Raw genomic sequence first — 23,750 nt, 5'->3', positions numbered from 1 at the left:
TGCTCTTGTCGCTTTTTTTTCTCCTTCGATGCTTATCTTCCCCCTCTCCCGGACTAGTTCCCCCCTTTCTCTTCTCGTGGTTCATTCCCCCCCCCCCCCCCCCCGCCCCCCCCCCCCCCTCCCCCCCCCCCCCCCCCCCCCCCCCCCCCCCCCCCGCCGCGCCCGCCTCGCGGGCTCTCAGTTCGGGCAGTACGACGTCGGCAGCTGCCACTCCGGCCCGACCAGCCGCTGCTCCACCCGGCTGAGCGTGATCCGGATGCCGACCGTCCCGGACAAGCCGAGCCGGAACCGGCTGCGGGCCAGTGCGATCAGGGCGGTCATGCCGTACTTGTTGATCAGCGAGGTGCGGTAGCGTGCGGTGTCGTCCGGGTCGCAGACCGTCGCCCGCGCGGGCAGCTGGCGCCCGGTCGGGCGCCCGTGGGCGTCGCAGGGGCCGACCAGTACCCGGGGGTGGCGGCGGATCCGCTCGGCCTCGCCGGAGTGGGCGGGGGTCCAGATGCCGAGCGCCGTGCCGTCCGCCACCACCCAGATCGCCGAGCGCAGCCGGCTGCCGTCCTCGTCGAAGGTGGTGAGCAGGAGGTATCTGGTGTCGGCCAGCCGGTCGGTACGGTCGTGCACGATGTCCTCCCTGTCCAGGGGCCGGGCGCGGTCCGTTGCCGCGGTCGCGGTCCGTTGCCGCGGCGCCGGAGCGGGCGGCTCAGTGACCGTGGCCGCCGGTGATCTCGTGGTACTCCTCGGCGGTCGGCCGGGGGATCCTGGCGCCCTCGCCGTGCAGTCCGCGGGAGAGCCTCGCGCGGACGCGGGTGAGCGCGCCGACCGGGTGGGCCACCCCATTCTCGTCCACCGGGGCCGGTAGTTCGAGGGGGCGGGGCTGCTCGTGGGCGGTCAGCCGGTGCAGTTCGGCCGGCGCGAGCGGGGCGTGCGCCTCGGTGAACTCGCCGTGCGGCAGCCGCCTGATGAGGCCCGTCTCCCGGCCGTGCAGCACCTTGTCCCGGTCGCGCCGCTGGAGGTCCAGGCACCATCGCTTGGTGATCACGAAGACCACCACCGGCACCACGAAGAACCCCACCCGGACGGCGTAGGTGATCGAGTTCAGCGACAGGTGCAGACGGGTGGCGACCAGGTCGTTGCCGCCGCCGATCAGCATCACCAGGTAGAGGGCGATCCAGGCCGCGCCGAGCGCGGTGCGCACGGGGGCGTTGCGCGGGCGGTTCAGGAGGTGGTGCTCGCGCGCGTCCTCGGTCAGCCAGGACTCGACGAAGGGGTAGACCGCGATCGCGCCGAGGATCACCGGGAAGAGCGTGAACGGGATCAGCACGCCCAGGTTGAGGGTGTGCCCCCACAGGCCGACCTCCCAGCCGGGCATCACCCGGATCAGCCCCTCGGCGAAACCCATGTACCAGTCCGGCTGCGCGTCGGTGGACACCTGGTCGGGGCGGTACGGGCCGTAGGCCCAGATCGGGTTGATCGAGGCGACGGCCGCCATCAGCGCGATGATCCCGAAGACCAGGAAGAAGAACCCGCCGGCCTTGGCCAGGTAGACCGGCATCAGTGGCATGCCGACGACGTTCTGCTCGGTCCGGCCGGGGCCCGCCCACTGGGTGTGCTTGTGGTAGAAGACCAGGATCAGGTGCGCGACCAGCAGGCCGAGCATGATGCCGGGGATCAGCAGCACGTGGACGGTGAAGAACCGCGGCACGATGTCGTGACCGGGGAACTCGCCGCCGAACAGGAACATCTGGACGTAGCTGCCCACCAGCGGGAGGGCCAGGACCACGCCCTCGACGAAGCGGATGCCGGTGCCCGAGAGCAGGTCGTCGGGCAGTGAGTACCCGAAGAAACCGTCCAGCAGGCCGAGGAAGAGCAGCAGGAAGCCGAACAGCCAGTTGATCTCGCGCGGCTTGCGGAACGCCCCGGTGAAGAACACCCGCATCATGTGCACGAACATCGCCGCGACGAACACCACGGCCGCCCAGTGGTGGATCTGCCGGATCAGCAGCCCGCCGCGGACCTCGAAGCTGATGTCCATCGTCGAGGCGTAGGCCTGCGACATCGGCACGCCCTTGAGCGGGACGTACGAGCCGTCGTAGATCACCTCGCCCATGCCGGGCTTGAAGAACAGCGTGAGCCAGACGCCGGTCAGGATGATGATGACGAAGGTGTAGAGGCAGATCTCGCCCAGCATGAAGGACCAGTGGTCCGGGAAGATCTTGCGCACGTTCGCCCTGGCCAGGGTGTAGACCCCCAGCCGGCCGTCCGCCCAGTCGGCGGCCCGCCGGCCGCGTCCGGGGTTCTGATTCCGGGTCATTTCCACGCACCTCGGTCCATGAAGCGGGGATCGTTCCCCGCTTCGAGCTGGAACCAGAGTAAACGGGGCCTGCTCCCCGTTTCTACCCGGGGTGCCGCTGTCGTCTCCACGACGACCCGGACTCGGCGAGCGGCCCGGCAGCGGCGCCCCGGAAACGGCGAGGGCGCCGGAAACGCCGAGTGCCCCGGAAACGGCGAGCGGCCCGCCCGGTGTCGAAACACCGGACGGGCCGCTGCGCACCCTTTGCGTGTACCCCGGAGGGTCAGTGCACCAGCACCGGCACCTCGTTGCTCTCCACCGCACCCGACCCCGTCGCCGCGTGGTCGGGGCGACCGGCGTTGATCAGGGTGAAGGCGATCGCCGCGGCGGCGACCAGGATGCCGAAGGACCACCAGATCGCGGTCGAGAAGCCGTGCACCATGCCCTGGAACTGCGCCGCCTGGGCCGCGGCCGGGCTGGTCACGGCGGTGGCGTGGGAGGCCAGCCAGGTCGCCGTGGCGCTGGCCGCGATGGTGTTCAGCAGCGCGGTGCCGATGGCGCCGCCGACCTGCTGCGAGGTGTTGACCATGGCGGAGGCGACACCCGCGTCGCGGGGCTCGACACCGTGCGTGGCCAGGCTCATCGCGGGCATGAACGCGGTGCCCATGCCGAGGCCCATCAGGATCAGACCGGGCAGGATCAGCGCCGGGTAGGAGGTGTCCAGGCCGATCTGGGTCAGGATCAGCATGCCGACCGAGGCGACCAGGAAGCCGGGCGCCATCAGGTAGCGGGCCGGCACGCGGGTCATCAGCCGGGCGCCGATCTGGGTCGAGCCGGTGATCATGCCCGCCACCATCGGCAGGAAGGCGACGCCGGTGAGCACCGGGCTGTAGCCGAGCACGATCTGCAGGTAGTAGGTCAGGAAGAGGAAGAGGCCGAACATGCCGATCACGGCCAGGCCGAGCGACAGGTAGACCCCGCCGCGGTTGCGGTCCAGGACGACCCGCAGCGGCAGCAGCGGCGCCTTGACCTTCATCTCGACCACGGCGAACGCGGCCAGCAGCACGGCGGCGGCGGCGAACAGGCCCAGCGTGGTGCCGGAGCTCCAGCCGTCCGACTCGGCGCGGGTGAAGGCGTAGACCAGGGAGACCAGGCCGGTGCTGACCAGCAGCACGCCGGGGATGTCCAGGCGGTTGCGGTTGCGGCCCTGGGCGGGCTCGCGGATCACCATGACGGCGCCGACGGCGGCGACCACGGCGAACGGGATGTTGACGAAGAAGGTCCAGCGCCAGTTCATGTACTCGGTCAGCAGGCCGCCGAGGATCAGGCCGATCGCGCCGCCACCGCCGGCGATGGCGCCGTAGATGCCGAACGCCTTGGCGCGCTCCTTGGCCTCGGTGAACATCACGGCCAGCAGCGAGAGCGCGGCCGGCGCGAGCAGGGCCCCGAACACGCCCTGCAGGGCGCGGGCGCCGAGCAGCATGGCGGTGTTGGCGGCGGCGCCGCCCAGCGCGGAGGCGAGGGCGAAGCCGGTCAGGCCGACCACGAAGGTCCGCTTGCGGCCCCACAGGTCGGCGATCCGGCCGCCGAACAGCAGCAGGCCGCCGAAGGCCAGCGCGTAGGCGGTGATCACCCACTGGCGGTTGCCGTCGGTGATGCCGAGGTCCTTCTGGGCCGACGGCAGGGCGATGTTCACGATGGTGGCGTCGAGGACGACCATCAGCTGGGCGAGGCCGATGAATATCAGGGCCTTCCAGCGCCGCGGATCGGGCTGGGTGGCCGACAGGGCGTCGGTTTTTGGCATGGGAGTACTCACTTCGGGGTGCGGTGCGTACGGATCAGGGGAGAGTCGGGGGTGCGGGCGGGCACGGTCGGCCCCGGCCGCCGGTGCGGCAGTGGACCGGCGGGCCGTCGGTCAGCGCTCGGCGCTGCGGGTCAGTGCTCGGGGTGGAAGTCCTCGAAGGTCGCGGCCCGGCCGGGCAGGGTCGAGCGGGCGGGCGCCCGCAGGCCGTCCAGGAACAGCTGCAGGTGCCGGTGGACGAAGCCGTCCAGGAACTGGCAGGAGGTGCCCGGCAGGGGGCGGGTGAGCTGGCTCATCGCGATGAACAGGTCACCGGGGTCGACGTCCGGCCGCAGTTCGCCGGCCTCCTTGGCGCGTGCCATGAGGTCGCCGACGGCGGTCACCAGTCGCTCGCGCGCGTCCACCAGGTCCGGATCGAAGGGGTCGACCCGGTTGGTGAGGATCGGGCACAGGGCGCCCATCTTCTCCTCGACCGTGGCGTGCGCGAACCGCTGGAGGGCGTCGAACGGGCCGGAAGCCTCCGCCGTCGCCGATTCGGCGATGGCCAGGATACGGCCCTTGATGAGCAGCGCCACCTCGCGGATCAGCGCCGAGCGGTCCGGAAAGTTCCGGTACAGCGTGGCGTTGCCCACGCCGGCCCGCTTGGCGATCTCGTCCAGCGGCGCGTCCGCGCCGTGCTCGACGAGGGCGTCCCGCGCCGCCAGCAGGATCCGCTCACGGTTGCGAGTCGCGTCCGCGCGCAGCTTCGGCGTGCGGACGGGCTCCGTGGTGCGGGTCGCCGCGGCGACGGTGCTGCTCACTTTCTCGCTCCTCCCAGCATAGCGGGGAAACTTTCCCCGTTTAGGCCTACGAAGGAGCAAACGGGGATTCGGTCCCCGGAAATTCCCCGCTGGATGTGACCTGCGTCATATTCACCCGCAGGGTGGAAGTGCGGCGTCAGACCCGCGCCGGCCGCCGCAGCGGGATCTCGAAGTGGACGGTGGCCACCCCGGGGCCGTGCTCGCCGCTCGGGCGGGCGTCGTGGACCTCCTCGGCGAGGCTGCGCCAGAACGCCTCGGCGCCCGGGACGGCGGCGTTGGTGTGCAGGTAGAGGTGCCGGTAGCCGCCCTCGTCCACGGCGAACTCGCATGCCCGGCGCACCAGTTCCCGGGCCAGTCCGTGCCGGCGGTGCTCGGTCCGGACGTAGACCCGGACCAGCTGGGCGGTGCTGCCGTCGGGGTAGCGCTCGGCCAGCTCGCGCGGGTGCGGCGGGTGGACGGGCCCGCGGGAGTGCAGTGCGGTGGTGGCGACCACCTCGCCGTCCCGGGTGGCGACCAGCAGGGCGTGCCGGGGATGGTCGAGGTAGTGCGTCTGGAGGTCGACCACGTCGGCGTGCCAGTCGGGGACGTAGCCGTAGCCGAACTCGCGGTAGAAGGTGTCCAGGATCAGCCGGCGGGCACCGGGCACGTCCTCGGGCAGGGCGTGCCTGATCACATAGGCATCCGGACGGTCCATCGGAGGGCTCCACGGGTCGGGTCGGGGCTGGGTCCCCGTCACCGTACCTGAAAACGAATGTCATCTGACGCCCTGTCGGGAGAGCCGTGCGAGCGTGTTGAAAATGAAAACGAATGCCGTTACGGTCACCTTCGGCACGTCGGACCGGCTTGCCGCGCGCGTCGTCGAGAGGGAGATCCGTGGCGCATCTGCTGGTGATCGAAAGCTGGGTCGGCTCCATGAGCAGACTGCTGCCCAGGGCCCTGGGGGAGAGCGGCCATCGCTTCACCTTCCTCACCCGCGACCTGCACCACTACCTGCGGGAGGCGCCCACCGACGGCCCGCACCCGCTGCTCGCCGCGGAGAACGTGCTCACCGCCGACACCAACGATCCCGCCGCCCTGCTCCCGTACGTCGAGCGGCTGCACGGGGTGCTCGGCTTCGACGGGGTGATCTCCTCCTGCGACTACTACCTGCCGCTGGTCGCCCGGGTCGCCCGCCGGCTCGGGCTGCCCGGGCCGGCGCCCGAGGCCGTCGCCGCAGCCTGCCGCAAGGACCTCACCCGCCGCGCGCTCGCCGCGGCCGGCGTCCCCGGGCCCGCGTACGCGCTCTGCGCCGACCGGGAGCAGGCCCTGGCCGCCGGCCGGGAGCTCGGCTTCCCGCTGGTGGTCAAGCCGGTGGACCTCTGCGCCGGGATGCTCGTCCGCGCGGTCGCGGACGAACGCGAACTGGCCTCCGCGCTCCGGGCCCTGGAGGCCTTCCCGGTCAACGCCCGCGGCCAGCGCCGGGCCCCCGTCGTCCTGCTGGAGGAGCTGCTGACCGGCCCGGAGGTCAGTGTCGAGACCGTCTGCGCCGACGGCGACACCGTGGTGGTCGGGGTCACCGACAAGAGCGTCGGCGGCGCGCCCGCCTTCGTCGAGACCGGCCACATGTTCCCCGCCGTGCTGAGCGCCGAAGACACGGCCGCCGCGGCCGGGACGGCCGTCGCCGCGCTGGCCGCCCTCGGCCTGGACCGGGTCGTCGCGCACACCGAGATCAAACTGACCCCGACCGGGCCCCGGGTGGTGGAGGTCAACCCCCGCCCGGCCGGCAACCGGATCACCGAGCTGGTCCGCCGGGTCACCGGCGTCGACCTCGCCGCCGCCTGCGTGGACCTCGCGCTCGGCCGCCGTCCCGACCTGACCGTCCACCGCACCGGGGTCAGCAGCGCCGCGATCGCCTTCCTCGTCCCGGGGGAGGGGCAGGCCGGCCTGCTGGAGGGCTTCGAGGGCGAACCGGCCGTCCGGGGTGACGGCGCCGTGGTCGAGCTGGCCCTCGCCGCCCCCGGGCGCGACGTCCGGCCCGCCACCAGCAACAACGAGTACCTCGGCCATGTGATGACCACCGACAGCGCCGGCGCCGGTGCCCGCCGGGAGGCCGAGCGGCTGGTCGCCGGGCTGACCCCCCGCTACACCGCCGACGGCCCGGACGCGGGGCCCGCCGGGTCGAAGGGCCCGCCCGCACCCCTCCGGTCCGACCGCGCCGCCGGGGCGGCGGTGTCCGGATGACCACCACCCTCCCCGGTACGGCCCTGGACCGGATCGCCGGGCGGGCTCGCGCCGGAGCGTACGGGCCCGACCCGGCCGGGCAGCGGATCGCCCTCGCCTTCACCACCACGCAGGCCGTGCGGCACGCCGGACGCGCCCGCGGCTACCGCAACGAGGTGCTCAGCCTGCGCCTCGGCGCGGCCGTCGGCTCCTGCGCGGTCGAACCCGGCGAGCTGCCCGCCGAGGCGCTCACCGACTGCGTCGGCGCGTCCGTCGCCGAACTGCTCGACCACCCGCTCGTACCGGTCCGGGTCGCCGCGCTCGACGCCTACCTGATGCGTTGCCGCCCGCACGGCCCGGCCCACGGCGCCCGACCGGTGACCGTTCCGGCCGGTGACTCGCTGGCGAAGTCCCGGGCCCGGGCGCGGGCCGTCGTCGGCCTGCTCCCGGCCGCGACGACCGGCCGGGTGCTGGTCGTCGGCGTGGTCAACTCCCTCCTGGAGCAGCTTCGTTCGCGCGGCCTCGGCTACCTGGCCTGCGACCTCGTCGGCGGCACCACCGAGTGGGGCGAGACCGTCCACCCCGACGCGTCCGCCCGGCTCGACGAGTGCGACGCGATCCTCGCCTCCGGCATGACCCTCGGCAACGGCACGCTCGACCCGCTGCTCGCGCACGCCCGCGCCACCGGCAAGCCGCTGGTGCTCTTCGCCCAGACCGGCAGCGCCGTGCTGCCCCGGCTGCTCGGCGACGGCGTGAGCGCCGTCAGCGCCGAGCCCTACCCCTTCTTCTGGCTCGACGGCGGCCCCAGCCAGCTCCACCTGTACGGCGGGCACCCGCCGGCCGGCCGGGCGGACGGCGGTGGCCGGTGACCACGCTGCTCGCCCCCGCGGCCCTCGGCAACCCCGACCTGCTGCCGCTGCTCGGCCGCACCCCGCTCGCCCGGATCAGCACCCCGCTGCCGCACCCGCACCCCGGCTTCTGGGCCAAGCTGGAGGGCCTCGGCGCCGGCGGGATGAAGGCCCGGTCCGCCGTCGCCATACTCCGCGGCGCCCACGAACGCGGTGAACTCCGGCCCGGCGCCACGGTGGTGGAGTCCACCTCGGGCACCCTCGGCATCGGCCTCGCCTTCGCCGGCCAGGCCCTCGGCCACCCCGTCGTCCTGGTCGGCGACGCCGAACTCGAACCGTCCATGCGCCAGTTGCTCCACTCCTACGGCGCCCGGCTGGAGCTCGTCGACCGGCCGGCCCGGCACGGCGGCTGGCAGGCCGCCCGGCTGGCCAGGCTGCGCACCCTGCTCGGCCAACTCCCCGGCGCCTACTGGCCCGACCAGTACAACAACCCCGACAACGCGGCCGGCTACCGGGCGATGGCCCGGGAGATCACCGCCGAACTCGACCACCTGGACGTGCTGGTGTGCAGCGTCGGCACCGGCGGCCACAGCGCCGGGCTGGCCGAACCGCTCCGCCGCCGCTGGCCGGCCCTGCGGATCATCGGCGTCGACTCGGTCGGCTCGACCATCTTCGGCCAGCCCGCCCGGCCCCGGCTGATGCGCGGCCTCGGCAGCTCGATCCACCCGCGCAACGTCGCCCACCAGGCCTTCGACGAGATCCACTGGGTCGGCCCGGCCGAGGCCGTGGACGCCAGCCGCCGGCTGGCCCGCGGGGCCTTCGTCAGCGGGGGCTGGAGCACCGGCGCCGTCGCCCTGGTCGCCGCCTGGGCCGCCCGGGTGCAGCCGGGCGCCGCCGTCGCCACCGTCTTCCCCGACGGTCCGCACCGCTACCTGGGCACCGTCTACGACGACGCGTTCTGCCGGCGGCACGGGCTGGAGGCGGAGCACGCCGCGCCGCGCCCGATCGAGATCCCGCACCCCGCCGCCGTCGAGGTCACCGGCTGGGCGCGCTGGCGCACCGGGCACGGCGGCCCGGCCGGGCCGGCCGTCCGGAGCGACCCCACGGACCGCCCCGACCCCGCGGACCGCCCCGACCCCACGGACCGCCCCGACCCCGCGGAGCGCCCCGGGGAGGGCCGATGAGGCTCGACGTACGCACCGTACGGCTCCGGCTCGCCGAACCGCTGCGGATCTCCCGCTCGGTGACCGCCGAGCGCGACGCCGTCCTGGTCGCCCTGCGGCACGACGGCCTCACGGGCCGCGGCGAGGCCGTCGCCAGCGGCTACCTGCGCCAGCCCACCGAGCTCATCCGGCGTGAACTCGTCGAGCTGCGCCCGGCGTTGGAGCGCCTGCCGGACCCGGACCAGGCGCTCGCCGAACTCCGCCGCGGCGCCGCCCCGTTCAAGGAGCTGTCGGCCGGGGTGCTGGCCGCCGTCGAGGCCGCCCTGCTCGACTTGGCCGGCCGGCGGGCCGGTGAGCCCGTCCACCGGCTGCTCGGCCGGCCGGAGCCGGTGGCCGTCGCCACCGCCCGCACCATCGGCATCGAGCCGCCCGACCGGGCCGCGGACCGGGCCGCCCGGCTGGCCGCGGCCGGGTTCACCGTGCTCAAGGTCAAGGCCGGCTCCGCCGACCCCGCCGACGACCTCGCCCGGGTCCGCGCCGTCCGCGAGGCCGCCCCCGGGGCCGGGCTGCTGCTCGACCCCAACGGCGCCTGGACGGAGGAACAGGCCCACCGGCTCCTCCCGGCCTTCGCCGCCGCCGGCGTCGAGGCCGTCGAGCAGCCGATCGCCCCCGGCCGTCCGGACGCGCTGGCCGCCGTCGCCGAACGCTCACCGGTCCCGGTGATCGCCGACGAGGACGCCGTCGGCTACGAGGACGCCTGCCGGCTCGCCGGGCGCGTCCACGGGGTCAACCTCAAGCTCGCCAAATGCGGCGGCGTGCACCAGGTGCTGCGCATCCGGGCGGCCCTGCGGGGCAGCGGCACCGAGCTGATGCTCGGCTGCCTCGTCGCCAGCTCGCTCGGCATCGCCCCGGCCGTCCACCTCGCCGACCGGGCCCGCTGGATCGACCTGGACGGGCACCTGCTGCTCGCCCACGACCCCTGGCAGGGCATCGGCGGCACCGACGGCATCGTCCGCACCCCGGCCCGGGCCGGGCTCGGCGTCCGCCCGGCCCCGGCCGCCGGGCGATGACGTGCCCCCGGTCGCTGCCCGGTCCCGGCCGCCGGGCGATGACGTGCCCCCGGTCGCTGCCCGGTCCTGGCCGCCGGGCGATGACGTGCCCCCGGTCGCTGCCCGGTCCTGGCCGCCGGGCGACGACGTGCCCCCGGTCGCTGCCCGGTCCCGGCCGCCGGGCGATGACGTGCCCCCGGTCGCTGCCCGCCCCTGCCCGCCCACTCCCCAGCGAGGCCCGATGACCGGCCACAACCTGCTCACCGACACCCCGGAGCTCTACGAACTCCGCTTCCCCGACCCAGGGTTCGTCGCCGCCCGGTGGGCCGAGTCGGTGCTCCGCGAGCACCGCGCCGGGCCCGAGGTGCTCGACCTCGGCTGCGGTACCGGCCGGGACGCCGGCTGGCTGCACCGCGCCGCCGGGCGGACGGTGACCGGCGTCGACAGCTCGGAGGCGATGATCCGGCACGCCCGCACCCACCACCCCGGGCCCGCCTACCACGTCGGCGACATGCGGACCTTCCGCCTGCCCGGCCGCTTCGACGCCGTCCTCTGCCTGGACAGCGCCCTCCTCTACTGCCACACCAACGAGGACCTCGACGCGCTGTTCGGCCGGCTCCGCCGCCACCTGCGCCCGGGCGGCCTGCTGGTCGCCGAGCTGCGCAACGGCGCCTTCTTCCTCGGCCGCACCGACCTCCTCGACGCCCCGCGCACCGACCGCGTCACGCACGACGGCGTCACCCGCACCTCGCACACCGTGCTCCGGATCGACCACGCCGCCCAACTGCTGCGCCGCACCCGGACCTGGACGAGCGACGACGGCGCCCCGGCCGTCGTGCAGCACTCGGCCTGGCGGCTGCTCTTCCCGCAGGAGCTGCGCGGTCTGCTCGCCGCCCACGGCTTCACCGTCCTCGACCTCTACGACCGGCCCGGTCCGCGCACCGAACCGCCCTGGACCGAGGGCGCCCGGCCCGCCGACACCGCGGCGGACGACCGCCTCCACCTGGTCGCCCGGCTCCAGGGCCCGGTCGGCGACCGGCGGGGGAGGCGGCGGTGACCGCACCCGCCCCCCGGCCGACCCGGCCCGCAGGACCCGAGCGTCGCCGCTACGCCGGGTAGCCGCCCGCGCCCGGGCGGTAGCCGCACGCCCGGCGGGCGGCGCGAGCGCCGCCGCCCCTGCGCGCCGCGGCGTGCCCGGGTCGGCATGTCGGCCTAGGCTGAACCCGCCCGGGCGGCCGGTAGGCCGTGGGAGTCGGGAGGGGCCCGGCGGCCGGGCGCCGAGGAGGTGCGCGATGGGCAGCGGTGAGACCGCCAAGGTGCGCTGCGTGGCGGCCGTTCCGTGCTGGGTGAGCCTGATGGCGCGTGATCTCGACGCGGCGAAGGCGTTCTACGGGCCGCTGCTGGGCTGGGAGTTCGAGCCCGGACCGGACCGCTTCGGCCCGTACGTGCACGCGGTGGCCGGCGGCGAGGCGGTGGCCGGTCTGGGGGTCGCCGGCGGTGCCTGGCAGATGCCCGTGGCGTGGACCAGCTACTTCGGGACGGAGAGCGCCGATGCCGCCGCCGACGCCGTCCGTGAGCGCGGCGCGACCCTGGCGGTGGGCCCGCTGGCCTTCGACGCCGGGCGGGTCGCGTTCGCCGCGGACCCGGCGGGCGCGGTGTTCGGGATCTGGGAGGGCCCGCTGGGCCGGGCCCGGCGCCTGGACCTGCCGGGCGCGCCGGTCTGGATCGAGCTGCGCACGCCGGACCCGTTCGCGGCCGCGCTCTTCTACGGCGAGGTGTTCCGCTGGGACGGCCGCGATCCGGAGCACTTCGAGGTGCGCTGGGAGCACGACCGGGTGGTGCTGCGGGCCGAGGGCCACAGCGTGGCGGCCCTCGCCAGGGAGCAGGCGGGCGGCCCGACCGGACTGTCACCGCACTGGGAGGTGTCGTTCTCGGTGCCGGACACCGACGCGGCGCTCGCCCGGGCGGAGGAACTCGGCGGCTCGGCCCTCGGGGCGGCCTTCGACTCGCCGTACGGGCGGGTGGCCCGCCTCCGGGACCCGGAGGGCGGCCGCTTCGCGGTGATCAGTCCGAAGGCCTGAGGCCCACGCTGCCGTAGGGCCGCCGGGCGCCCCCGTACCCTCGTGGCCGGTCCCGCGCCGCCGTAGGGCCGCCGGGCGCCCTCGCGCCCGCAGCGGGCCCTGACCGGCCGGCCCCGCTACGGCCCCGGCTCGGCGGCCTCCCGCCGCCCGGCCCGCAGCCGCTCGCCGAGTTCGGCCCGGGCGGCGGCCGGCAGCGCCTTCCGGGCGAGCGGGAAGACCTGCTCCTCCTCCACCGCCAGATGCCGGCGGACGGCGTCGGCGAGGCCCTGGTACAGCGTGGCGAAGGCCGGCTCGCCCGGTCCGACCCCTTGCAGGTCGGAGAGGTACTGGCCGATCGCGAGGTGCTCGTGGATGCTCGTGAACACCACCGCCCCGCCGTCCGGCACATCGTGCTGGACGACCGGGAACAGGTACTCCTCCTCGGCGGCGCAGTGGGCGAACAGCAGGTCGGTCAGCTGCCCGACCAGCTCGCCGCGCTCGGGCGCGCCGTCCGGCGCGGCCTCGATCCGGGCGAGCAGCTCCGTCACCGCCCGGTGGTCGGCGGTGAACTCGCCGAGGATGTCAGGCCTGCGGCTCATGGCGCGCCCGCCTCTCGTCCGGTGATCCCCCCGAACACCTCCAGTATCCGGCGTCCGGCACCGGTCGGGTCGGTCGGAGCACCCAGGGTCACCGGCCGGGCACCCCGGGTGTCACGGGTCAGGGCCGGTCGCGGCGGCCGGCGAGGGCGAGCAGCCGGGTCTGCGGGCTCGCGCCGTCCGGCACCGGCAGCGGCGGGTCGAACACTCCGCTGCCGGAGAGGTCCCCGTAGCCGGCCAGCTCGCCGAGCGCGAACTCCACCAGGCCGTCCGGCAGCCGGGTGCCGTGCCCGAGCGCCTCGGCGAGGTCCCAGGTGTGGACGACAGTGTCGGCGGTGAGCTGGTCCAGGTAGTACTGGCCGGAGGCGTCGCCGAACGAGAGGTGGACGGTCAGTTCGGTGGCGCCGGGCACCTCGAACGCGGTGCGGGCGGCCTCGGCGGCGGCCGTCCAGGCGGCGGCCGGGTCGGCGCCGAGGACGTCGCCGTCGAACCGGCCGCCGACCTCGGAGACGGTCGAGCCCATCAGCAGCTCGGGCACCCAGAGCTGCTCGCCGGTGAGGTGGTTGACGAGGTCCCGCACCGACCAGTCGGTGCACGGCGTGGGCGCGTCCCACCGGTCGGGCCCGACCAGCCGGACGCGCTCGCCGAAGGCCGCCAGGGCCTCGGCGTACGGGGTGCCGGGCCGGGCCGGTCGCTGGAATTCCGTGTGAGCCATGCCTCCACCCTGCCCCGGTGCCCGGCCGGGCGCGACCGGTTGCCACGTACCGGTCGGCCGGTCCGCGTGCCCGTTCGCTCACTCCCCGCACTCGCGCCGGTTGTTCAAATTCGAACTCCCAGGTACGGTCGAACGGCGGCGGTTCGAATTTGAACGACCGGTTCGTCCGTAACCGTCCGTGACCCCCTTTGCTTCGACCGACCCCGATCGATGGAGACGCGCATGCCGAGCACCAGCCCGAGCACGACCGCCCCCACCACCGCCACCGTCCTCCCGGGCCGGGCAGCCCCCGAGCCCGCGCTGACCTCGCCGCACGCCTATGACGCGGGCCTGCTCCTGCTGCGCCTCGCGCTCGGCCTGACCATGGCCGCGCACGGCAGTCAGAAGCTGTTCGGCTGGTTCGGCGGCGGTGGCCTCGACGGCACCGGTCAGTTCTTCACCATGAGCGGCTACCCGGCCGGCGACGCCATGGCCGTGGTCGCCGGTCTCACCGAGACCTTCGGCGGCCTCGCGCTCGCCGCCGGCCTGCTGACCCCGCTGGCCGCGGCGGCCATCCTGGGCACCATGGTCAACGCGCTCGCCGTCACCTGGGGCGGCGGCTTCTTCGCGCCCAAGGGCAGCGAGTACGAGCTGCTGCTCACCGCCGGCGCCGCCGCGCTCGCCCTGACCGGGCCCGGCCGGTACGCCGTGGACCGCTTCCTGCCCGTCCTGCGCGCGCACCGGCTCGCGTACGGCGCGGCCGCGGTGGTGGTCGGCCTGGTCACCGCCGGCGTCATCCTGCTGCTGCGCAAGTGATCCGCCCGGGTCCGGGGTCCGGGTGGCGGACCGCCCGATCCGCCCGACCTGCCTGACCTGCCCGGACCCGGGGGGCCGTCCGGCCCGCACGGTGTCGTGCGCGGCCGCCGGCCGCTCAGCTCCCGGTAGGAGAACGGCCGTTGGGCCGAGGAAGTCGATTCCTCGGCCCAACGGCCGTTCGTCGTCACCGGTCCGGGGAGCCTGCCCCGGGGTCCGGCCCGAAGTCCGGTGTCCAGGGGCTTCACACGTCATGTGATGTATGCCATTGTACATGTCACACTCCCCACCGTGTGCACGACGGAGCCGCCCCACGGCGCCGTCGCAACGGTCCTCACTCCCGTCAAGGCCGCGTCTCCCCAGCGCGGTTGAAGAAGGCCCGGAGGCCCCCACGTGAGAACCGCACGACCTTTTTCACCACTGCCTCAGTTGGCCAGGCTGGTGACGATCGCCCTGGCGATGCTCCTGGCGCTCGGCCTGTTCGCCCCGCGCGGCCAGGCCGCCCCCGCCCCGGTCCCGCCGCAGCCCGGCGGCGCCCCGTCCGCCACGGCGGCCGGTCCGGCCCCGCAGCCCGGCATCGGCGCCGCCGCGCAGAGCGACGGCCAGAACCGGTCCGTCCCCGCCAGTGACCGCGCCCCGCTCTCGGCCACCGCGCCCGCGGACGCCGCCTCGACGGGTGCGGCCGCCACGTCGGCCAAGTCCGCCGGGCAGCAGTCCGCCGCCGCGACCGCCGCGGCCTGCAACGTCGGCGACTTCACCAGCCGCACCGGCAGCGCCCTGGTCCAGCAGATCAAGTCCGCCGAACTCGGCTGCGTCAACCAGCTGTTCACCCTCATCGGCACCGACGCCAACAAGGCTTTCGGTGAGGCGCAGATGGTCACCGTGGCCAACGCCCTGCGCGACACCGCCGCCGCCTACCCGGGCAACAACACCACCTCCGCCGGACAGTTGGTGCTCTTCCTGCGCGCGGGCTACTTCGTGCAGTGGTACCACCCCACCGACGTCGGCACCTACGGCACCGCCCTGCAGACCGCGATCCGTGGCGCGCTGGACACCTTCTTCGCCAACTCCCACTCGCGTGACGTGAGTTCCGACAACTCGGGCACGCTGGGCGAGGCCGTCGTACTGATCGACAGCGCGCAGGAGAACGTCCGCTACCTGTACGTCGTCAAGCGCATGCTGGCCGACTACAACGCCGCCACCCACAACCCGGCCGGGATGGGGAACGCCCTCAACGGCGTCTTCACCGTGCTGTGGCGCGGCCACCAGATCCCCGCCTTCGTCTCGGCCGTCCAGGCCGATCCGAGCGTGCTGGACTCGCTGTACGGCTTCGCCGGCGCCAACAACGCCCTGCTCGGCGGTGACTACGGCTTCCTGGTCTACAACGCCACCCGCGAGATGGGCCGCTTCCTCCAGTACGCCCCGCTGCAGGCCAAGGACCGCCCGCTGGTCAAGGGCCTGGTCGACCAGTCATCGGTCGGCGGCCGCACCGCCTACCAGTGGGCCGCCGCCGCCGAGATGACGGCCGCCTACGACGCCGCCAACTGCTCGTACTACGGCACCTGCGACGCCGCCAACCGCCTCAAGGCGGCCAATCTGACGGTCAGCTACACCTGCAGCCCGAGCATCAAGATCCTCGCCCAGGCCCTGGACTCCACCCAGCTGTCCACCGCCTGCACCAGCCTGACCAGCCAGGACGCCTACTTCCACTCCGTGGTCCGCGACGGCGGCCCGGTGGCCAACGACCGGAACACCACCATCGAGGTCGTGGTCTTCCACGGCCGCTTCGACTACGGCGTGTTCGCCGCGATCATCTACGGCATCAACACCAACAACGGCGGCATGTACCTGGAGGGCGACCCGGCCGCGGTCGGCAACCAGCCGCGCTTCCTCGCCTACGAGGCCGAGTGGGTGCGTCCGGACTTCCAGATCTGGAACCTCAACCACGAGTACACCCACTACCTGGACGGCCGGTTCGACATGGCCGGCGACTTCAACGCCGGGATGACCACGCCGACCGTCTGGTGGGTCGAGGGCTTCGCCGAGTACGTCTCCTACTCGTACCGCAAGGTGTCGTACGACGCGGCGATGTCCGCCGCCGGCCTGCACACCTACAGCCTGAGCACGCTCTTCGACACCACGTACGACAACGCCGACCAGACCCGCGTCTACAACTGGGGCTACCTGGCCGTCCGTTACATGCTGGAGAAGCACCGCGCGGACATGGACGCGGTGCTCGCCAAGTACCGCGCCGGGGACTGGAACGGCGCCCGCGGCTACCTGACCTCCACCATCGGCACCCGCTACAACGCCGACTTCGACGCCTGGCTGACCGCTTGCGCGGCCGGCTCCTGCGGCACCGGCACCGACCCGGGCGGCAACCAGGCGCCCACGGCTGCCTTCACGACCGCGACCGGCGAGCTGAGCGTCACCTTCGTCGACCGCTCCACCGACAAGGACGGCACGATCGCCTCCCGCGCGTGGAACTTCGGTGACGGCACCACCTCCACCGCCGCCAACCCGACCAAGACCTACGGCGCGGACGGCACCTACACCGTCACCCTGACCGTGACCGACGACAAGGGCGCCACCGCGAGCACCAGCCGGGCGGTCACCGTCTCGCGGATGCCCGAGTGCTCCGCCGCCGACACCCGCGTGCTCGACCGGAACTGCCGGCGCAGCAACCTGGCGGCGACCACCGGCAACTACGCCCACTTCTACCTCTACATCCCGGCCGGGACGAAGCAGCTGAAGCTGACCAGCACCGGCGGCACCGGCAACGCCGACCTCTACTTCAACACCGCCTCGTGGGCGTACACCAACGCCTACACGGCCCGGTCGGTCAACGCCTCCAACAACACCGAGACCCTCACCATCGACAACCCGCCCGCGGGTTACGTCTACGCCAGCCTCTACGCCCAGCAGGGCTTCGGCGGCGCGAACATCAAGGCCGAGTTCTGATCGGCCCCGGATGACCGGAGGCCCCGGGGGAGCGCGTGCGGCGCTCCGCCGGGGCCTCCCGCGTGGGCCCGGCGGCGGCTCGCGCCGGGGCTACCCGGCGACCCGGACCAGGGCCATCGTGATGTTGTCCGGCCCGCCGGCCTCGATCGCCGCCCTCCAGAGGTCGTAGACCGCGCGCCCGTCGGCCCGTTCCGATCCTTCGGCGGAGCCCGTCAGCAGCGCCGACAGCTCCTCCTCCGGCACCGGATCGGTCAGGCCGTCGCTGCACACCAGGTACCGGTCACCGACCGCCAGCGGCATGCCGCGCACATGCGGTTCGACGAAGGTCAGGCCGAACGAGCCGCCGAGCGACTGGGTGATCAGCGAGGTGGTCCGCCGCCCGGGGGCCGGCGGCGGGCTGTCGTCCACGCTGATCCGGCGCAGGCCGTCCCGCTCCACCCGGTAGACCCGGCTGTCGCCGACGTTGAAGGCGACGATCCGCTCGGGGAGCAGCACCACACCCGCCACCGTCGTGCCCATCGCGGCGAGTTCCGGATCCTCGGCCGCCGCGGCGTACACCGCCTGGTTGCAGGACTGCAGGGCCTCCCGGACGGTCTCCTCGTCCTCCAGGCCCGGCCCGGCGGCGGCCAGCCGCCGGGCCACCAGCGCGCTCGCCACCTCGCCCCCCGGGTGCCCGCCGAGCCCGTCCGCCACCGCGACCACGCAGGGCGGTCCGGTCGGGAAGAGCAGGGTCTGCGGGTTGCCGGTCACGGTCGCGCAGAGCGTCCACGGCCCGACCGTCAGGCTGTCCTCGTTGTGTTCGCGCACCAGGCCCTCGTGGCTCAGCGCACTCACCGCGATGTAGGCCGCCATCGGCTCGCCGCCCTTCCGGGACTCCGGGTCGGCCGTCCTTGCTCCTCCCATTGTCCCGCCGGCCCGGGAAACCGCCCGGTCCGCCCCGGGGCCCTCAAGGCCTGCCCGGCCCCGCAGAGCCGTGCAGCCCTGGGCGGCCTGCGGGGCGCGCAGGGGAATACCGGCGGATCGGCCGGTGCTAAGGTGGTTGAAACTTTGACGATCGGATCCCGCGCCCCGGGATTCACCAGGAGTGTGGTGAGCAGCATGCAGTTCGGAATCTTCACCGTCGGCGACGTCACCCCCGACCCGACCACCGGCCGCACCCCGACCGAGCACGAGCGGATCAAGGCGATGGTGGCCATCGCCCGCAAGGCCGAGGAGGTCGGCCTGGACGTCTTCGCGACCGGCGAGCACCACAACCCGCCGTTCGTGCCGTCCTCGCCGACGACCATGCTCGGCTACATAGCCGCGCGGACCGAACGCATCATCCTCTCCACCTCGACCACGCTGATCACCACGAACGACCCGGTGAAGATCGCCGAGGACTTCGCGATGCTCCAGCACCTCGCGGACGGCCGGGTCGACCTCATGATGGGCCGCGGCAACACCGGCCCGGTGTACCCGTGGTTCGGCAAGGACATCCGCCAGGGCATCCCGCTGGCGGTCGAGAACTACGCGCTGCTGCACCAGCTGTGGCGCGAGGACGTGGTGGACTGGTCGGGCCGCTTCCGCACCCCGCTGCAGTCCTTCACCTCCACTCCGCGCCCGCTGGACGGCGTCGCGCCGTTCGTCTGGCACGGCTCGATCCGCAGCCCGGAGATCGCCGAGCAGGCCGCCTACTACGGTGACGGCTTCTTCGCGAACAACATCTTCTGGCCCAAGGAGCACTTCCAGAAGCTGGTCGACCTCTACCGCGAGCGCTACGCCCACTACGGGCACGGCACGGCGGAGCAGGCCTACGTCGGGCTCGGCGGCCAGCTGTTCATGCGGAAGAACTCGCAGGACGCGGTGCGCGAGTTCCGCCCGTACTTCGACAACGCGCCGGTGTACGGCCACGGCCCCTCGCTGGAGGAGTTCACCGAGCAGACCCCGCTCACCGTGGGCAGCCCGCAGGAGGTCATCGAGAAGACGCTGACCTTCCGCGAGTCGTTCGGCGACTACCAGCGCCAGCTGTTCCTGCTGGACCACGCCGGCCTGCCGCTGAAGACCGTGCTGGAGCAGCTGGACCTGCTGGGCGAGGAGGTCGTGCCGGTGCTGCGCGAGGAGTTCGCCAAGGGCCGCCCGGCGGGCGTCCCGGACGGGCCGACGCACGCGGCCCGGGTCGCGGCCGCACTCGCCGCGCAGGAGGAGACGACGGAGGTGGCCGAGTGAGCACGTACCGACTGGCGGTGGTGACCGCCGGGCTGAGCAAGCCGTCCTCGACGCGCCTGCTGGCCGACCGGCTGGCCGAGGCGACGGTCCGTCAGCTCGGCGCGGCAGGCGACGCGGTGGACGTCACGGTGATCGAACTGCGGGACCTCGCGACCGACATCGCGCACAACTTCGTGACCGGGTTCCCGGGCGCGGCCCTGCGCGAGGCGGTCGAGGCGGTGACGCGCGCCGACGGCCTGATCGCCGTGACGCCGATCTTCACCGCCTCCTACAGCGGCCTGTTCAAGTCCTTCTTCGACGTGATCGACCACGACGTCCTGGCCGGGAAGCCGGTGCTGATCGCCGCCACCGGCGGCACTCCCCGGCACTCGCTCGCCCTGGAGCACGCCGTCCGGCCGCTCTTCGCCTACCTGCGCTCGGTGGTCGTCCCCACCGCGGTGTACGCGGCGACGGACGACTGGGGCGCGACGGGGGACCGGCACACCGACGGCCTGCCGGGCCGGATCGACCGGGCGGCCGGCGAGCTGGCCACCCTGCTGGCCGGCCGCCCGCCGACGGCGGCGCCGTCACCGGACGACACACCGGCCGTGGTGCCGTTCGCCGAGCAACTGGCCGCCCTCCGGGCCTGACGGCACGAACGGGCGACGGCCGGGGCGGGGACGAGAGCCCGAGCGGGACGAGGGGCGGGCCGAGTGGCCCGCCCCTCACGGGGGCGTCCGCCGGGCCGTGGCGCTGGGCCGGACGGGTGCGTGTTGATCGCGCCCGAATGTCCACTATGCGGTGTAATCGTACACATGATCAGATCACTGCCGGTCCGTCATGCTCCGAGCGCGGAGCCGCTCCGCCCCACCGGCCGTCCGGTCGCGGACCGCCGGACCGGGCGGGGAAGCACGCGGGAACCCTGAGGTGGAGACCGTCATGCCGCCCGAGAGCCCGAACGCGCCCGCCGGGGAGCCGCAGGCCGTCCTCACCCCGCTGACCAACGTCGCGATCTTCCTGGTGCTCACCATCGACCCCGGCGGTGAGCAGGCCGTCCGCGACCTGCTGCCCGACCTCGCCGGCCTGCGGCGCTCGGTCGGCTTCCGGGCCCCCGACGCCGGGCTGACCTGCGTCACCGGCATCGGCTCCGACGCCTGGGACCGCCTCTTCGCCGGCCCCAGACCCGCCGGGCTCCACCCGTTCCGGGAGGTGGCGGGCGCCCGTCACCGGGCCCCCGCCACCCCCGGCGACCTGCTGCTCCACCTGCGGGCCACCCGGTTGGACCTCTGCTTCGAACTGGCCGGCCAGCTCACCCGCCGGCTGGCCGGTGCCGCCACCGTCGTGGACTCCGTCCACGGCTTCCGCTACTTCGACGACCGCGACCTGCTGGGCTTCGTCGACGGCACCGAGAACCCCGAGGGGCGAGCGGCCGCGGCAGCCGTGGTGGTCGGCGCGGAGGACCCGGGGTTCGCCGGCGGCAGCTACGTCGTCGTCCAGAAGTACCTGCACGACCTCACCGCCTGGAACACCCTCCCGGTGGAGCAGCAGGAACGGGCCGTCGGCCGCACCAAGCTCACCGACATCGAGCTGGACGACGCGACCAAGCCCGCCGACTCGCACGTCGCCCTCACCACGGTCACCGGCCCCGACGGTGAGGAGCGGCAGATCATGCGCTTCAACATGGCGTTCGGATCCTTCGGCGGCGGCGGCGAGTTCGGGACGTACTTCATCGGTTACGCGCGCACGCCCGAGGTGACGGAGGAGATGCTGCGCAACATGTTCGTCGGCCGGCCGCCGGGCAGTCACGACCGGCTGCTCGACTTCTCCACGGCGGTGACCGGCTCGCTCTTCTACGTCCCGACCGCCGAGTTCCTCGACGGGCCGCCGGCCGCGCCCGCTCCCGCCGGCGCCCCGGCCGAGGTCACCGCCGCCAGTACCGCCACCGCCACCGCCAGTACCGACATCGCCAGTACCGACACCGCCCCCTCCGCCGCCGACGGCTCGCTCGGCATCGGCAGCCTGAAAGGGACCCCTTCGTCATGAGCAATCTGCACCGCGACCTGGCCCCCGTCTCCGCCGCGGCCTGGGAGGAGATCGAGGAGGAGGCCCGGCAGACCTTCAAGCTCCACATCGCCGGCCGCCGGGTGGTGGACCTGAGCGGCCCCGAGGGCACCACCCTCGCCGCCGTCGGCACCGGCCACCTGACCGGCATCACCCCGCCCGCCGACGGGGTGCTCGCCCACGCCCGCGACTCCCAGCCCGTCGTCGAGCTCCGGGTGCCCTTCACCGTCAGCCGCGCCGCCGTCGACGACGTCGAGCGCGGCTCCCGCGACTCCGACTGGCAGCCGGTCAAGGACGCGGCCCGCACCATCGCCCTCGCCGAGGACCGCGCCGTCTTCGAGGGGTACCGGGCCGCCGCCATCGAGGGCATCCGCGCCGGTGCGAGCAACCCGGCGATCCAGCTCCCGGCGGACGTCCGCGAGTACCCGAACGCGGTGGCGAGGGCGCTCTCCGCGCTGCGCCTCGCCGGAGTCGGCGGGCCCTACGCGCTGCTGCTCGGCGCCGACGCCTTCACCGCGGTCAGCGAGACCAGCGACCACGGCTACCCGGTGGCGGCGCACATCGCCCGGCTCCTCGACGGCGAGATCATCTGGGCCCCGGCCATCGAGGGCGCCTTCCTGCTGTCGGCCCGTGGCGGCGACTTCGAACTTGTCCTCGGCCAGGACATCTCGGTCGGCTACCTCTCCCACACCGCCGACTCGGTCGACCTCTACCTCCAGGAGTCGCTGACCTTCCGTCTCTATACGGCCGAGGCCGCCGTCGCCCTGGTCGGCCGGAGCCTGTCCGACCTGCCCTAGCGGAGCCGGGCGGCCGAGCGGACCAGCCGGGCGGCCGCCACCACCGGGAGGGCCAGGGTCACCAGGAGCGCGATCGTCACCGTGCGCGCGCTCAGGCCGCCGAGCACCACCGAGAGCACCGCCGCGACCACCGGGAGGACCAGGACGGGCGAGAGCGCGAGCAGCGTCGCCTCACGCTTCTCCCGCCGGGACCACTGCGGGGACTTCCACAGCCGGACGAGCCCGACGACCGCGGCGACCAGTCCCAGCGGCGCCCCGATCACCGGGACGAGCGCGGCCGGCAGCGGTACGGCGATCAGGGCGGCGGTGACCGCGGTCCGCCCGCCGCTCTCCGGCACCGGCCGGTCGTCGCCCGGTTCCTCGGCCAGCGCGGCCGCCGCGATCTCGCCGGGCGCCCCCAGCTGGTCCAGTACGCCGCGCACGCCGTCCCCGTCGAGGTGGCCGGCGTCCGCCAGTGCCACCTCGATGTGCTCGCGCAGGTCCGCCAGCAGCTCCCGGCGGTGGAGCTCGGGAAGCGCGGCCGTCAGCGCCTCGACCGAGGAGAGGTAGTCCCGTACGAGGGGGTGGGCGAGGGTGTCCGTCACGGCGTCTCTCCAGGGGTGAGGAAGTGGTCGACGGCGGCGCGGAAGGAGGGCCAGCTCGTGGTGAACTCCTCCAGCGCGCTCCGGCCGGCGTCGGTCAGCGTGTAGTACCTGCGCGGCGGCCCGCTCTCGGAGTCCCGCAGGTGGGTGTCGGCGAGCCCGGTCCGCCGGAGGCGGGACAGCAGGGGGTAGATCGTGCCCTGGCTGGTCGCCATCACCTCGACCCGGGCGAGCTCCGCCAGCAGCTCCACGCCGTAGCGGGGTCCGTCCCGGAGCAGGGCCAGGACGCAGTACTCCAGCACCCCCTTGCGGAGTTGGCTCGCCACGGGCCCGTCCGCCGCAGGGATGCTTGCATTGCCAGCTACCATGCAAAGCAAGGTAGCACGCAGGGCATGATGGCCGCAGCACGCCGCGAGCGTCCGGCCCGGTCGGGGGCCGCCGGACGGGTGGCCCCGGCGGGGGCCCGCCCGGAGGGTCCGGTGGATTCCGCGCGGCGTCCTGGACGATGCTCGCGGGCGCCCGGGGTGCCCCCGGGGGTACCCCGGCGACGGGCGAAGGGTACTGAGTTCCTTTACGCGGGGTACTGAGTGCCGTATTCTCTGAGGCGAGCCTCTGACGCCAGTCGAAGAGAGCCGACACGGCATGCCGGTCCAGGTGGCGCCCGCTCCGCGTGCGGCGCGGCCGGGCCGGACTTGGCACTCAGTACCCTGGGCATGACCTGAGGCCATGGACCAGCGCACCCGTATCAGGAGAACCGCTCATGAGCTTGAGGATCGTTGTCTGTGTGAAGTACGTGCCGGACGCGACGGGTGACCGTCGTTTCGCGGACGACCACACCACCGACCGGGAGGGTGTG

The 23,750-nt window shown here is 74.0% G+C and carries 22 protein-coding genes and 1 pseudogene; 13 read left to right on the top strand and 10 right to left on the bottom strand.

Going from position 1 to position 23,750, the window contains the following annotated elements:
• Positions 1 to 177 precede the first annotated feature (177 nt).
• The 5 genes from ACZ4UX_RS36425 to ACZ4UX_RS36405 all read right to left on the bottom strand — a co-directional run bounded on the left by ACZ4UX_RS36425 (position 178) and on the right by ACZ4UX_RS36405 (position 5,582).
• Positions 178 to 618 (bottom strand): PPOX class F420-dependent oxidoreductase, encoded by a 441-nt coding sequence (locus tag ACZ4UX_RS36425; RefSeq protein WP_352296051.1) that lies wholly within the window; start codon positions 616 to 618, stop codon positions 178 to 180.
• A gap of 79 nt (positions 619 to 697) precedes the next feature.
• Complete coding sequence (gene qcrB / locus ACZ4UX_RS36420) at positions 698 to 2,308, bottom strand: cytochrome bc1 complex cytochrome b subunit (RefSeq protein WP_465709789.1); 1,611 nt, start codon at positions 2,306 to 2,308, stop codon at positions 698 to 700.
• 262 nt (positions 2,309 to 2,570) lie between these two features.
• The gene (locus ACZ4UX_RS36415) at positions 2,571 to 4,091 is read right to left on the bottom strand and encodes an MFS transporter (protein WP_465709788.1); all 1,521 of its coding nucleotides are present in this window, start codon (positions 4,089 to 4,091) and stop codon (positions 2,571 to 2,573) included.
• Between the two features lie 131 nt (positions 4,092 to 4,222).
• Entirely contained in the window at positions 4,223 to 4,888 is a 666-nt protein-coding gene (locus ACZ4UX_RS36410; RefSeq protein WP_352296046.1) for a TetR/AcrR family transcriptional regulator, read from the bottom strand.
• 136 nt (positions 4,889 to 5,024) lie between these two features.
• Positions 5,025 to 5,582 carry a GNAT family N-acetyltransferase gene (locus ACZ4UX_RS36405; RefSeq protein WP_465709787.1) on the bottom strand — a complete coding sequence of 186 codons (558 nt, stop codon included), beginning with the start codon at positions 5,580 to 5,582 and terminating at the stop codon, positions 5,025 to 5,027.
• Between the two features lie 179 nt (positions 5,583 to 5,761).
• Between ACZ4UX_RS36405 and ACZ4UX_RS36400 the strand changes: the two genes are divergently transcribed.
• The 6 genes from ACZ4UX_RS36400 (at position 5,762) to ACZ4UX_RS36375 (ending at position 12,228) form a co-directional block, all read left to right on the top strand.
• Positions 5,762 to 7,108 (top strand): ATP-grasp domain-containing protein, encoded by a 1,347-nt coding sequence (locus tag ACZ4UX_RS36400; protein ID WP_465709786.1) that lies wholly within the window; start codon positions 5,762 to 5,764, stop codon positions 7,106 to 7,108.
• Positions 7,105 to 7,956 (top strand): Rossmann-like domain-containing protein, encoded by an 852-nt coding sequence (locus ACZ4UX_RS36395; RefSeq protein ID WP_465709785.1) that lies wholly within the window; start codon positions 7,105 to 7,107, stop codon positions 7,954 to 7,956. The genes ACZ4UX_RS36400 and ACZ4UX_RS36395 overlap by 4 nt, the downstream gene beginning before the upstream one ends.
• On the top strand, positions 7,953 to 9,119 hold the full coding sequence (locus ACZ4UX_RS36390) for a PLP-dependent cysteine synthase family protein (RefSeq protein WP_465709784.1): 1,167 nt from the start codon (positions 7,953 to 7,955) through the stop codon (positions 9,117 to 9,119). The genes ACZ4UX_RS36395 and ACZ4UX_RS36390 overlap by 4 nt, the downstream gene beginning before the upstream one ends.
• A complete protein-coding gene (locus ACZ4UX_RS36385) occupies positions 9,116 to 10,168 on the top strand; it encodes a dipeptide epimerase (protein ID WP_465709783.1) in 1,053 nt (350 codons plus the stop codon). The genes ACZ4UX_RS36390 and ACZ4UX_RS36385 overlap by 4 nt, the downstream gene beginning before the upstream one ends.
• A gap of 220 nt (positions 10,169 to 10,388) precedes the next feature.
• Positions 10,389 to 11,204: a class I SAM-dependent methyltransferase gene (locus ACZ4UX_RS36380; RefSeq protein WP_465709782.1), complete on the top strand. Its 816-nt coding sequence runs from the start codon at positions 10,389 to 10,391 to the stop codon at positions 11,202 to 11,204.
• A 235-nt stretch (positions 11,205 to 11,439) separates the two neighbouring features.
• Positions 11,440 to 12,228: a VOC family protein gene (locus tag ACZ4UX_RS36375; protein WP_396491655.1), complete on the top strand. Its 789-nt coding sequence runs from the start codon at positions 11,440 to 11,442 to the stop codon at positions 12,226 to 12,228.
• A gap of 116 nt (positions 12,229 to 12,344) precedes the next feature.
• Here the strand turns inward: ACZ4UX_RS36375 and ACZ4UX_RS36370 are convergent, their stop codons facing one another.
• Complete coding sequence (locus tag ACZ4UX_RS36370) at positions 12,345 to 12,806, bottom strand: hemerythrin domain-containing protein (RefSeq protein WP_329486981.1); 462 nt, start codon at positions 12,804 to 12,806, stop codon at positions 12,345 to 12,347.
• Between the two features lie 118 nt (positions 12,807 to 12,924).
• Positions 12,925 to 13,518, bottom strand: a complete 594-nt coding sequence (locus ACZ4UX_RS36365) for a TIGR03086 family metal-binding protein (protein WP_465709781.1) — start codon at positions 13,516 to 13,518, stop codon at positions 12,925 to 12,927.
• Between the two features lie 222 nt (positions 13,519 to 13,740).
• Here ACZ4UX_RS36365 and ACZ4UX_RS36360 point away from each other — a divergent pair, with 222 nt between their 5' ends.
• Both ACZ4UX_RS36360 and ACZ4UX_RS36355 read left to right on the top strand, forming a co-directional pair.
• Positions 13,741 to 14,313 carry a DoxX family membrane protein gene (locus ACZ4UX_RS36360; protein WP_329486979.1) on the top strand — a complete coding sequence of 191 codons (573 nt, stop codon included), beginning with the start codon at positions 13,741 to 13,743 and terminating at the stop codon, positions 14,311 to 14,313.
• Between the two features lie 456 nt (positions 14,314 to 14,769).
• Positions 14,770 to 17,271 (top strand): collagenase, encoded by a 2,502-nt coding sequence (locus ACZ4UX_RS36355; RefSeq protein WP_465709799.1) that lies wholly within the window; start codon positions 14,770 to 14,772, stop codon positions 17,269 to 17,271.
• Between the two features lie 90 nt (positions 17,272 to 17,361).
• Here the strand turns inward: ACZ4UX_RS36355 and ACZ4UX_RS36350 are convergent, their stop codons facing one another.
• Positions 17,362 to 18,123: a PP2C family protein-serine/threonine phosphatase gene (locus ACZ4UX_RS36350; RefSeq protein WP_465709780.1), complete on the bottom strand. Its 762-nt coding sequence runs from the start codon at positions 18,121 to 18,123 to the stop codon at positions 17,362 to 17,364.
• 246 nt (positions 18,124 to 18,369) lie between these two features.
• Between ACZ4UX_RS36350 and ACZ4UX_RS36345 the strand changes: the two genes are divergently transcribed.
• From ACZ4UX_RS36345 to ACZ4UX_RS36330, 4 genes are all read left to right on the top strand, one after another.
• Positions 18,370 to 19,476 (top strand): LLM class flavin-dependent oxidoreductase, encoded by a 1,107-nt coding sequence (locus tag ACZ4UX_RS36345; RefSeq protein ID WP_465709779.1) that lies wholly within the window; start codon positions 18,370 to 18,372, stop codon positions 19,474 to 19,476.
• On the top strand, positions 19,473 to 20,105 hold the full coding sequence (locus tag ACZ4UX_RS36340) for an FMN reductase (protein WP_465709778.1): 633 nt from the start codon (positions 19,473 to 19,475) through the stop codon (positions 20,103 to 20,105). Before ACZ4UX_RS36345 ends, ACZ4UX_RS36340 begins: the two co-directional genes overlap by 4 nt.
• A gap of 289 nt (positions 20,106 to 20,394) precedes the next feature.
• On the top strand, positions 20,395 to 21,498 hold the full coding sequence (locus ACZ4UX_RS36335; protein WP_465709777.1) for a Dyp-type peroxidase: 1,104 nt from the start codon (positions 20,395 to 20,397) through the stop codon (positions 21,496 to 21,498).
• On the top strand, positions 21,495 to 22,313 hold the full coding sequence (locus ACZ4UX_RS36330; RefSeq protein WP_329486974.1) for a family 1 encapsulin nanocompartment shell protein: 819 nt from the start codon (positions 21,495 to 21,497) through the stop codon (positions 22,311 to 22,313). The genes ACZ4UX_RS36335 and ACZ4UX_RS36330 overlap by 4 nt, the downstream gene beginning before the upstream one ends.
• Here the strand turns inward: ACZ4UX_RS36330 and ACZ4UX_RS36325 are convergent.
• Complete coding sequence (locus ACZ4UX_RS36325) at positions 22,310 to 22,897, bottom strand: HAAS signaling domain-containing protein (RefSeq protein ID WP_359811319.1); 588 nt, start codon at positions 22,895 to 22,897, stop codon at positions 22,310 to 22,312. The genes ACZ4UX_RS36330 and ACZ4UX_RS36325 overlap by 4 nt on opposite strands.
• Positions 22,894 to 23,262 carry a PadR family transcriptional regulator gene (locus ACZ4UX_RS36320; RefSeq protein ID WP_329486972.1) on the bottom strand — a complete coding sequence of 123 codons (369 nt, stop codon included), beginning with the start codon at positions 23,260 to 23,262 and terminating at the stop codon, positions 22,894 to 22,896. Before ACZ4UX_RS36320 ends, ACZ4UX_RS36325 begins: the two co-directional genes overlap by 4 nt.
• 392 nt (positions 23,263 to 23,654) lie before the next feature.
• Here ACZ4UX_RS36320 and ACZ4UX_RS36315 point away from each other — a divergent pair.
• Positions 23,655 to 23,750, top strand: a pseudogene (locus ACZ4UX_RS36315) (electron transfer flavoprotein subunit beta); the annotation flags it as partial.

The sequence above is a fragment of the Kitasatospora sp. NPDC028961 genome, assembly GCF_055564815.1.
This window is presented reverse-complemented; position numbering and strand designations above follow the sequence as displayed.

Coding starts and splice junctions, on each gene's coding strand:
- ACZ4UX_RS36385 (WP_465709783.1), top strand. CDS start 9,116: ATGAGGCTCGACGTACGCACCGTACGGCTCCGGCTCGCCGAACCGCTG.
- ACZ4UX_RS36380 (WP_465709782.1), top strand. CDS start 10,389: ATGACCGGCCACAACCTGCTCACCGACACCCCGGAGCTCTACGAACTC.
- ACZ4UX_RS36345 (WP_465709779.1), top strand. CDS start 18,370: ATGCAGTTCGGAATCTTCACCGTCGGCGACGTCACCCCCGACCCGACC.
- ACZ4UX_RS36320 (WP_329486972.1), bottom strand. CDS start 23,262: ATGGTAGCTGGCAATGCAAGCATCCCTGCGGCGGACGGGCCCGTGGCG.
- ACZ4UX_RS36330 (WP_329486974.1), top strand. CDS start 21,495: ATGAGCAATCTGCACCGCGACCTGGCCCCCGTCTCCGCCGCGGCCTGG.
- ACZ4UX_RS36415 (WP_465709788.1), bottom strand. CDS start 4,091: ATGCCAAAAACCGACGCCCTGTCGGCCACCCAGCCCGATCCGCGGCGC.
- ACZ4UX_RS36365 (WP_465709781.1), bottom strand. CDS start 13,518: ATGGCTCACACGGAATTCCAGCGACCGGCCCGGCCCGGCACCCCGTAC.
- ACZ4UX_RS36370 (WP_329486981.1), bottom strand. CDS start 12,806: ATGAGCCGCAGGCCTGACATCCTCGGCGAGTTCACCGCCGACCACCGG.
- ACZ4UX_RS36355 (WP_465709799.1), top strand. CDS start 14,770: ATGCTCCTGGCGCTCGGCCTGTTCGCCCCGCGCGGCCAGGCCGCCCCC.
- ACZ4UX_RS36395 (WP_465709785.1), top strand. CDS start 7,105: ATGACCACCACCCTCCCCGGTACGGCCCTGGACCGGATCGCCGGGCGG.
- ACZ4UX_RS36360 (WP_329486979.1), top strand. CDS start 13,741: ATGCCGAGCACCAGCCCGAGCACGACCGCCCCCACCACCGCCACCGTC.
- ACZ4UX_RS36350 (WP_465709780.1), bottom strand. CDS start 18,123: ATGGCGGCCTACATCGCGGTGAGTGCGCTGAGCCACGAGGGCCTGGTG.
- ACZ4UX_RS36335 (WP_465709777.1), top strand. CDS start 20,395: ATGCCGCCCGAGAGCCCGAACGCGCCCGCCGGGGAGCCGCAGGCCGTC.
- ACZ4UX_RS36375 (WP_396491655.1), top strand. CDS start 11,440: ATGGGCAGCGGTGAGACCGCCAAGGTGCGCTGCGTGGCGGCCGTTCCG.
- qcrB (WP_465709789.1), bottom strand. CDS start 2,308: ATGACCCGGAATCAGAACCCCGGACGCGGCCGGCGGGCCGCCGACTGG.
- ACZ4UX_RS36405 (WP_465709787.1), bottom strand. CDS start 5,582: ATGGACCGTCCGGATGCCTATGTGATCAGGCACGCCCTGCCCGAGGAC.